11 protein-coding genes and 3 pseudogenes are annotated in these 8,361 nt (G+C 55.3%); 6 read left to right on the top strand and 8 right to left on the bottom strand.

Features of this window, described 5'->3' with window-relative positions; translation table 11 throughout:
• Nucleotides 1–34 precede the first annotated feature (34 nt).
• Nucleotides 35–169: an HGGxSTG domain-containing protein gene (locus AC2FMM_RS18250; protein WP_496797347.1), complete on the top strand. Its 135-nt coding sequence runs from the start codon at nt 35–37 to the stop codon at nt 167–169.
• Between the two features lie 29 nt (nt 170–198).
• Here AC2FMM_RS18250 and AC2FMM_RS18245 read toward each other — a convergent pair whose 3' ends face one another.
• From AC2FMM_RS18245 to AC2FMM_RS18215, 7 genes and pseudogenes are all read right to left on the bottom strand, one after another.
• The gene (locus AC2FMM_RS18245; RefSeq protein ID WP_496797346.1) at nt 199–345 is read right to left on the bottom strand and encodes a hypothetical protein; all 147 of its coding nucleotides are present in this window, start codon (nt 343–345) and stop codon (nt 199–201) included.
• A 112-nt stretch (nt 346–457) separates the two neighbouring features.
• On the bottom strand, nt 458–1,057 hold the full coding sequence (locus AC2FMM_RS18240; protein WP_496797345.1) for an endonuclease domain-containing protein: 600 nt from the start codon (nt 1,055–1,057) through the stop codon (nt 458–460).
• A gap of 500 nt (nt 1,058–1,557) precedes the next feature.
• On the bottom strand, nt 1,558–2,457 hold the full coding sequence (locus AC2FMM_RS18235; RefSeq protein ID WP_496797344.1) for a hypothetical protein: 900 nt from the start codon (nt 2,455–2,457) through the stop codon (nt 1,558–1,560).
• A gap of 26 nt (nt 2,458–2,483) precedes the next feature.
• The gene (locus tag AC2FMM_RS18230) at nt 2,484–2,714 is read right to left on the bottom strand and encodes a YgjP-like metallopeptidase domain-containing protein (protein ID WP_496797343.1); all 231 of its coding nucleotides are present in this window, start codon (nt 2,712–2,714) and stop codon (nt 2,484–2,486) included.
• Complete coding sequence (locus tag AC2FMM_RS18225; protein WP_496797342.1) at nt 2,629–3,216, bottom strand: M48 family metallopeptidase; 588 nt, start codon at nt 3,214–3,216, stop codon at nt 2,629–2,631. Before AC2FMM_RS18225 ends, AC2FMM_RS18230 begins: the two co-directional genes overlap by 86 nt.
• A 67-nt stretch (nt 3,217–3,283) precedes the next feature.
• Nucleotides 3,284–3,820, bottom strand: coding sequence for a hypothetical protein (locus AC2FMM_RS18220; protein WP_496797341.1), 537 nt, complete (start codon nt 3,818–3,820; stop codon nt 3,284–3,286).
• Between the two features lie 130 nt (nt 3,821–3,950).
• Nucleotides 3,951–4,194, bottom strand: a pseudogene (locus tag AC2FMM_RS18215) (integrase core domain-containing protein); the annotation flags it as partial.
• Nucleotides 4,195–4,491: 297 nt separating this feature from the next.
• Between AC2FMM_RS18215 and AC2FMM_RS18210 the strand changes: the two are divergent.
• A complete protein-coding gene (locus AC2FMM_RS18210; protein ID WP_496797340.1) occupies nt 4,492–4,635 on the top strand; it encodes an HGGxSTG domain-containing protein in 144 nt (47 codons plus the stop codon).
• A 387-nt stretch (nt 4,636–5,022) separates the two neighbouring features.
• Nucleotides 5,023–5,223: pseudogene (locus AC2FMM_RS18205) on the top strand (IS110 family transposase); the annotation flags it as partial.
• Here AC2FMM_RS18205 and AC2FMM_RS18200 read toward each other — a convergent pair.
• Nucleotides 5,212–5,519: pseudogene (locus AC2FMM_RS18200) on the bottom strand (transposase); the annotation flags it as partial. The pseudogenes AC2FMM_RS18205 and AC2FMM_RS18200 sit on opposite strands and share 12 nt — an antisense overlap.
• 288 nt (nt 5,520–5,807) lie before the next feature.
• Here AC2FMM_RS18200 and AC2FMM_RS18195 point away from each other — a divergent pair.
• The 3 genes from AC2FMM_RS18195 (at nt 5,808) to AC2FMM_RS18185 (ending at nt 8,269) form a co-directional block, all read left to right on the top strand.
• Nucleotides 5,808–6,497: a helix-turn-helix domain-containing protein gene (locus AC2FMM_RS18195; RefSeq protein WP_496797339.1), complete on the top strand. Its 690-nt coding sequence runs from the start codon at nt 5,808–5,810 to the stop codon at nt 6,495–6,497.
• A complete protein-coding gene (locus AC2FMM_RS18190) occupies nt 6,490–7,812 on the top strand; it encodes a vWA domain-containing protein (protein ID WP_496797338.1) in 1,323 nt (440 codons plus the stop codon). The genes AC2FMM_RS18195 and AC2FMM_RS18190 overlap by 8 nt, the downstream gene beginning before the upstream one ends.
• Nucleotides 7,813–7,942: 130 nt before the next feature.
• A complete protein-coding gene (locus AC2FMM_RS18185; protein WP_496797337.1) occupies nt 7,943–8,269 on the top strand; it encodes an AAA family ATPase in 327 nt (108 codons plus the stop codon).
• The last annotated feature ends 92 nt before the right edge of the window (nt 8,270–8,361 follow it).

The raw sequence follows: 8,361 nt of genomic DNA, 5'->3' as shown, positions 1-8,361 counted from the left end.
TTGCGGCGAACCGTTACCCAAGTCACAGCGCCCAGTGTGTGGCGCCAAAACTCGTTCTGGTGGCCGCTGCAAAGCGCGCGTGGTGCCCGGAAAGCGACGGTGCCGCCTGCATGGCGGGCTTAGTACAGGGCCGAAAGGAAGCCGCAAAACGAGCCCAGCAGGTGAGTAGGTGCCAAGATGAGCTTGATGTCAACTAGGTCAATCGGCGGCAAGCAATTTCCTGATTTCGTCATAGACCCCGGCCTGCCTTTGTCTTTCCAGTTCCTGATCCCACGGCGAGTGTGTCACGCGTCCGTCAGCTTCGATCTGGACAGGGTCTCGGAATTGGCAGGCCGGGCCTTCCATTGGTTTCTCCTATCTGATTCTGACGTCGGAGCCAAACGCGGTTTTCAGGCGTCATCGAGTCAGGAATATTCAGTCGTTTGGGAATGGTTGAACAAAGGGCGACTGTAGCGGACTATCCGTCATACGGTTTGCCAACGACTTGGTTTTCGCGGTCCAGCGCTGCGCGCCAACCTTGACGAAGTTTCTGAGCGAGACGATCCTTGTTCCCTGCGACCTCTACGTTTGTCAAACGAAGGACGGTTATGTCGAAGCGTTTGGCATCGGCGTCCTTCAAGGCATCCCTTCGTTTTTGAATCCCCGTTAGATGAACCGATCCGTCTATCTCGACCGCTAACCGAATCTCTGGAAAGAAGAAGTCTACGATCCACTTCCCACTTATGATGTGTTCTCGTACGAACTTACCGCGCAGCACACCGTTGTTCAGTTCATTTAGAAATCGAAGAAACTCCCTCTCCGCCGGCGTCGGGTTGGCGCGCCGATAGTTGGCATATTTCTCTATGTGACTGCGTTGAAAAACATGGTCTTGGTAATTCTTTTCGCCGATTACGTATGCTCGCCGACCAGTTTGCGCTGCCGGAAGTTTTTTGACCTTCTTTGTGCCCTTGGCGTAGGTCTGCTTTCCTTCGCGTCGCGCGAACCATGCCTCCCAGTCCGACTTCTTTCGCGGCATTGCCATTCCTTGTGATGCGATGGGCATAGCGTAATCAAGCATTGACCTTGTTCCAAGGTCAGTACGGGACACGGTTACGAGGTATGTCGCCGCTACTGCCCGATAGACCGTCATCCGCGAGACGCCCAGTGCTGCCGCTATCTCGCTGACCCGCTTACCTTCGCCGAATATTCATTCATGGAGCGCGGAGCTTCAAACTGAATGGGAACCGTTCGGCACATCGGATCGGAGACTGGCTCGATGAACTCGAACAAAGAGCACATAAGAATGTTGCCACCGTAGCGTTAGAAAACAAACTGGCGAGAATTGCCTGGTCAGTTCTGGCCAATGAAAAGGAATACAGATCGCTTCAGGCCTAACCATACGCTTGAGGCCCAAGAATGATGTGCGATGTGAGAGGAGATCAAGAAACAGACAATCAGAAAACGCCGGTTGCAGCACCAAGCCGCTGGCGCATTGGCTCAAACAGAAACCGAACCAGAACCAGAACCTCCGCCACGAAAATACCTCAGCATTCCAAAAAACTCTGACGACGGACCACTTCAGTGGTGGAGGGTCATTTGGATTGTCTTCGCGAACTGCACCTGCTTATCCAACGCGTCCTCACAAGCCCAAGACAAAACCCAAAGCAGAGAATAACCCGCTTCGATTGCGCCATTTCCTGGTACAATACCAAGTTCGGAATCCATCTGGCCAAGTTCGTTTGTTTGGACGCTAACCTGAAAGAAGCGCGTCGTAAAATAGCTGGGGTGAGCGATTTGCGACAGGTAATCATAGACGCCGGTGAGGCCGCGACAGTTGGGATCTTTTTCCAAAGACTTTATTCGGTTCAGTACGTTGGCTTGTTTCTTTTGTTCTACAGAGCTGTCTTTGTGCCTCGAGCCGTAAACGGTTTTAAGAATTACTTCTTCTAGATTTTGCTCCTTTTCCAATTGTTGAGTCGGGTCTGCTTCAAGCCTAGCCCTGACTGCTGACTCAATTTGGGATTGGCTTTTGCGGAAGGTGGCCTGTTGTTCAAGCAAAGACCTAGACAGAATTACAGCTGAAAAGATGTTGTCGTTTTCCAATTCTCGAGCGATCGCTTCGACCAGCATTCCAATTGCAAGAACATTTGTTGCACTAAAGGCCATCAAGCTTTGAGCAATATCGACCCAATAGTGTTGTTCTAAAGTGCTTTCGATCCAGTCCGTTCCAAGATTTTCCTGTTCACCACGTTCAACAATTTGTTGGCAAATATTCCGATATACATCCACGGACTGAAAGGTGAATTGCGTTTCACGGCGCTTGAGTATGCCGTAGTTCGCCAGAAATTTCATAACATTGGACTGAACGCCGTCGATCCACTTTTTGCCCTCTTCAGTGAGCGACGTGGATTGAATGATTTTGTTGGCGTAATACTGCACTCTAGAAACGAATTCTTGGTTTATGGGAGTATCAGTCATATTTTGTGTTTCCCAGCATTTAGGTTCTATTTGGCCATCAAGACTTCGATCATTGCGTTCAATTTTCTTTTCGATTGTTCAGGGTTGGGACAGTGTGCCTTAACCAAAGATTGAAACTTTGGGCCATGGTTTTGGAACTTCATGTGCGCCAACTCGTGGATTAGGACACAGTCAATACAGTCTCGCGGCGCCTTTATGAGATGAGGGTTCAGGGTGGGAGTGCTCGGTTGCGAAGAGCTTCCACAACGTCTCTTCATCTTTCGAAACTTCAGGGGAAGGGACCGAGCTCACCCTCGGGAGTTGTTGTGACTTTTCAATGAGTTTCTTTGAAAAGTAGTCTTCTGCTTTTTCTCTGTACCATGAAAAAACGTCTTTCCGTACTGCTGCGGGATCCAGCGTGATTGTTTCGACTTCTAAGCGACTTCCCCGTAGCGGAGCCGGCTGCGGCCGGCCTTCAGAGGGGAGAACTTTCAAAACAAAACGTTTGCCAAGATAAAGTATCGCCTCACCGGATACGTATTCCCTTTGGGTCACGTGAGCGAACCGGTCTAGAGCCTCTTTAACGTTTTTGGCTATCCAGCGCGCTCGTTTCTGAACTGCCTGCTGCACTGAGTGTTCGGGGAAGCGAGGCGGAGCTTCCACGCAGACACCACCGTCCGGGTCGACGTGGATGGCCACGCGCGTTGTTCGACGAGGATCACTACGAACGTCATACGGGATGCTAAGGTCGCCGAAATTCAAAGTGTGTTTCGTAGCCATAACCGGCACTATAGTTCTTGAACATGCGCAACTTCAATGATGCTATCGATTGAACCTGTGGAGTCGTTTAGGTTGCCTTCGGAGGAGGTGGAAGTGGAAAACTGCCCATTTCCTTTTCTCCGATGGCTTGCATGGGGATTTCTGTCAGCGGAAAGCCGTAAGACTCATGAACCATTGGCAAAAAACCGTATTCACAATGAGCAAGCAAGGTCGCAAACCACCCGGCGTATGCGAAGTCCACATGGTTTGCAGCCTTCATAAGTTCTGGGAACTCTTGGATGAACTTTAAAGCAACTTCGTGGGCTGATAGGCCACTGCCATCAAAGCCAAAATAACGTTCGTCTCCTAAATTGCTATGCGACACCAACAATTCCTCCGGCAGGCCTGACTTATAGAACAACCCGGTATCGTTCGTGTACTCTGCCGGTAACAGATAGAACCGATACGCTCCTGCACCGGTCAAACAAGGAAACAGTCTAAGCCCCTGAAACCCCTTTCCATGCAGGATTGAGATCATGCGAAGTAGGCGCAACGCGCGTCGGTGATGAGGTTTCTCAAATACCTTTGGCGTGGAAATCAACATATATGCCGGAGTTACGTCCATCTGTGATCACTCTTTCGTTCTTAGATGCCCTTCGCGCTACCCGCCCGAACACTTGCAATAATTCTTTCCACAAAGGCTTGGGCGTCATCTAACCATTGATCAGCCCCACCTGAGTGGTCCAGTTTTACGGTTAGTGCATAGTCGGCCTCTGGTCCACCGGGAGGACGGTTTCCGGGGCCGGTGGGCGGTAACCCAGGGCGCTGTGCGGTCGTTTCGTGTTGTAGTGCCTCCTCCATTGTTCGATCAGGATCTGTGCCCGCGCAGGGAATAGAATATCTCGCCATCGAACAGTCATCGCGGAACCGGGCGTTGAAGCTTTCGCAATAGCCATTCTCCGAGGGTGAGCCGGGTTCTATGTGGGCGGTCCTGGCGCCGAACCGAATAGTATTTCCGTTTCGCGCATCATTGGGTTTCCAAACTATGGTAAGAATTGTTGGTGTTTTCTGATGGTGCGACCGAAAAAGCAGGGAGTTGAGATGCGTGCGCTGTTTAGAAGCGATCCCATCGATTGGTGGGCGCTGCGGTCGCATTGGCGACCATGCCCGGCAGAAAGTCACAAACTCCGGAACTACCAAAAAGGTTGTTCGCAGTGCTTCAGTGTAACCTGTAGGCGGATGGCGGAATTGGGACTGGATGATTGCGGCGAACCGTTACCCAAGTAACAGCGCCCAGTGTGTGGCGCCAAAACTCGTTCTGGTGGCCGCTGCAAAGCGCGCGTGGTGCCCGGAAAGCGACGGTGCCGCCTGCACGGAGGGCTCAGTACGGGCCCAAAGAAGTGTGCAAGGGGGAAAAAGGATTTCCCTGAAACTTCTTGAGAAAAAAGCCATGGCCAAGCGGTGAGGTTGGGCCGAAGAGAAGCCGCCTCGGTACCGCGCTGATATGGCTTTCTGGAGGGGGGCTATCTGGTCTTTCTCGACAAGCGCCGGGACAAGCCCCTGGCACCGTCCACCAAGGCGAAGCAGTGCATGATGATCAGGAAGGTGCTGATGCTGGCGCTGGAAGACGGCGTGATCGACATAACCCCGCAGGCCCGTCGCAGCTGCGTTAAATGGAGACTACGCAGCGCCGGGCCTGCTCATCACAAAAGGGGTCAAAATTGGATGCCGATAGGGGGTTAAGGTTCAATGCCGATTGACAGCCATAACCGGGTCTCAGGTCTCAGCAGTGGTTTTGCATGAACCACACCGCTGAGGAGACCGGCTATGACCGCCACCCATTCTACCGCGCCGACCTTACTGGTCGCCATCGACATTTCCTAGCACCGGCACGAGGTGTTGATTGGCGTACCCGGCAAGAAGCGCCGCCGTCGATTGACGATCACGAACACGCTGGAGGATTTTCAGCGCCTGGCTGCCACTCTCGCCAGCTACGAACTGCCGGTGCGGATAGGATTCGATACAAGCTCGACGCTGGGTGGGGCTCAGAAGTTTCCCTTTGCCGCCTTCGCCAGGATCAGCTTGTCCAGCGTCAGGTCCGACACGGCCTTCCTTAGCCGCTCATTCTCCTTCTGTAGCCGTTTGAGCTCTCTGAGCTGGTCGGTTCCCATCCCGCCATACTGCTTGCGCTTGCGATAGTAAGTCTGTTCGGTAATGCGAACCTCACGGATCGCATCCACCCGCGCCATTCCTTGCCCGACAAGCACCTCAACCTGCCGCAGCTTCGTGACAATCTCTTCCAGCTTGTGTCGCTTCGTTCCCATTCTGATCCTCCGTTTTCCTCAACATAACGGCGGACCACTTCAGTGGGGGAGGTTCAGTCTTGGGCATGACGGTCTTCATTGGCTCCTTCTTCATCCTACAGTGCTGAAGCGTAGGTGGCAGTCAGTGAACACATTGAAATAGAGAAAAAAGGGGAATGGCGCGCAATCCTTCGAGCAGAGCGGGATCGTAAGTTCGACGACTTGTGACGGCCGCTTCGAATCACAACGCATGTCCTTTACTTAATGCGACATATTGACATGTCGTATTAATCCACCTACATCGCCGCTATGTATGATGATGAACTCACACTCGAAGAACTGAGCGAACGTACTGGGGTTGAGGCACGCACCTTGCGGTCCTGGGTCAGCGAAGGACTGCTGGCTCCACCTTTCAAGCCTGGGCGAGGCGCTCGATACCCCGCCAGCAATGCAGATCGTGCACTGGCCGTACGGGCGCTCAAAGATCTGCACGGGCTGTCTCTCTCGGAGATCGGGCGTCGCTTCATGATGGCGACGGAGGACCAGATCCGCCAGTGGGCCCTCGAGGCAGGACCCACAACGGCTTCCACTGGGTCGGCGCGCGACTACCTCAGGCGGATCCAGACACGAAGCGCCAGCGAGGAACCGCCGCAGCGATCGATGGAGTTTTTCGCGAAGAAGAGCACTTCGAGCGCGTCAGAACGGCCGTCCTTCGAGCCTCGCGTCAGCAAGCCGTCGATGGAGTCCTATCGAAGAGCTCACTCCGACGAACGCCAGGCGGAACTGGCGAGCATCGAGCGGCTGATCCTTCGGTTGGAGAAGGTACTCGAAGCACCGGCGCCAAGGCGCTCGCGAGGGACGGTCTGGACGCGGATCTCCGTCACGCCCGACCTCGAACTTTCCGTGCGAGGCGATCTCGAACCTCGCGAACGGGTCCTTTTCGAACAGCTCGCGGACCAGTTCCGCGCCATTCTTACCGGGAGAGCAAAAAATGACTGATTTGAATTTCACCGCCGCCGCCGCCTTCGACCGCAAGCTCTTCTGGGACGGCGGCAACTCCGTTCGTTACCTCGTCGCACGGCTCAAGGCTCACCGGAAGGATGACCGCCGCCCGGCCGAGCGCGCGCCCCTCAACATCGCTCTCGTGGTCGATGCCAGCGGTTCGATGGGCGGCGGAAAGCTCGAGGCAGCAAAGGAAGCAGCCCTCGGCCTGGCAGAACGCCTCACGGAGCGGGATCGTCTTACCGTGGTGTCCTTTGCGTCGGATGTCCTCGTTCATCTCGATGGTGTGGCGGTGACGACCGACAACGCCGCTCGCATTCGGTCAGATATTTTGGGCCTCCAGACCCGTGGCATGACGCTCCTGTCGGGGGGATGGTTCGCCGGTGTCGAGTGCGCCGCCAGGATCGCTGAAGAAGACCCGCGTATGACTCCACGCGTCATCATCTTGAGTGACGGTCATGCCAACGAAGGCATCGTCGACCCTGAAGAGCTTCGCGAGCACGCAGGCGAGCTCCGGATGCGCGGCGTCCTGACCTCATGCCTCGGCATCGGCGACGGCTACGACGAGCAGCTGCTAAGGGGCATTGCCGAGAGCGGTGGTGGACGCCTTCACGATGCCGAGCTGACGAGCGAGATCTCCTCGGTACTTCTGGGCGAACTGGACGACATCTTCGGGACTGTCGTGGAGGATGCACAGATCGAGCTCACTGTACCGACAAGCGTGCGGGTCGAGGTGATGGGGAGAACAGGATCCGAGAGCCGCGACGGTCGTTTCCTCGTTCCTCTCGGGCCGGTTCAAAACGACATCGAACGTGTTGCCGTTCTCAAGGTCACCTGTCCCAAGGCACGGAAGAACGACGAGCTTGCGTTCGAGCTGACCGCCAGCGGACTCGCTGTCGACGATCGCTTCAGGCTCGAAACGGACGCTGTCCGCCTCAGGCTCACTGCTGCAGACGGGGCAGCCAACAAGGCCCAGCCCCGCGACATCGAGATCGCGGCGATTGTCGCTCGGACGTGGAGCGCTCATGTCGTGACCACTGCGGCCCGCATGAACCGGGACGGGGCCTATGAGGAAGCCGAAAGATACATCGAACGCGAACTGCGCCACTTCCGCCGCTACGTCGAGGGCCTGAGGCAAGGCCGCGAAATGATCCGGGAACTCGAGCTGCTGGCGCGGCGCGTTGGCAGACAGTTCTCGTCCCGGATGCGCAAGGAGATGGTGGTCCAATCGTCCCTGGCGATGGAGAGCCGGGTCGATCGCAGGGGCATGGGCAAAGCTGCTTGGAGTGCGCGCATGGAGCGCGGTGATTGATGACCCTTAAATGAGAGCAGGATAGGCTTCTAGGGATGGGAACCTGCACACCTGTGGAGAACTGATTGTGTTCAGGTACATGGATGGTGGTGTTGGTAATTCGTCTCTGTCGATCTGTTAGGCGCTGGCAATGGCGTCAGGCCGGGAGTTGCTGGGAGATTGGACGGCCAAGGGTCTGAGGATCTGGCTGTACAACCTGGAAGACCCGCGCGACGAAATGGACCGGCGCATTATTGCGGCGATGCAGCACCACCAAATTTGCCCCGAGGAAACTATGGGACGGATCTATGTGGACACGGGCCGCGAGCGGGAACTCACCATCGCCATTCAGACCCGCGAGGGAGTCCAGATCATTGAGCCGGAACTGGACGCGCTAGCCAATGAGATCGAGGCGTGGGGCATCGACGTTCTGGTGATTGACCCCTTCGTGTCATCGTATCACCACCACCACCCCTAAAGGGGGAGGGGTGGTGGTGATGCTGCGTCACCTGGTGGTTCGCACTATTGGCACCACACATGCAATGAGCTCGCTGAAGCGATGCTCGGCAT

It is taken from the genome of Ruegeria sp. BHSC043 (assembly GCF_059612985.1).
The sequence above is the reverse complement of the archived record's forward strand: the minus strand, read 5'-3'. Positions and strand labels throughout refer to the sequence as shown.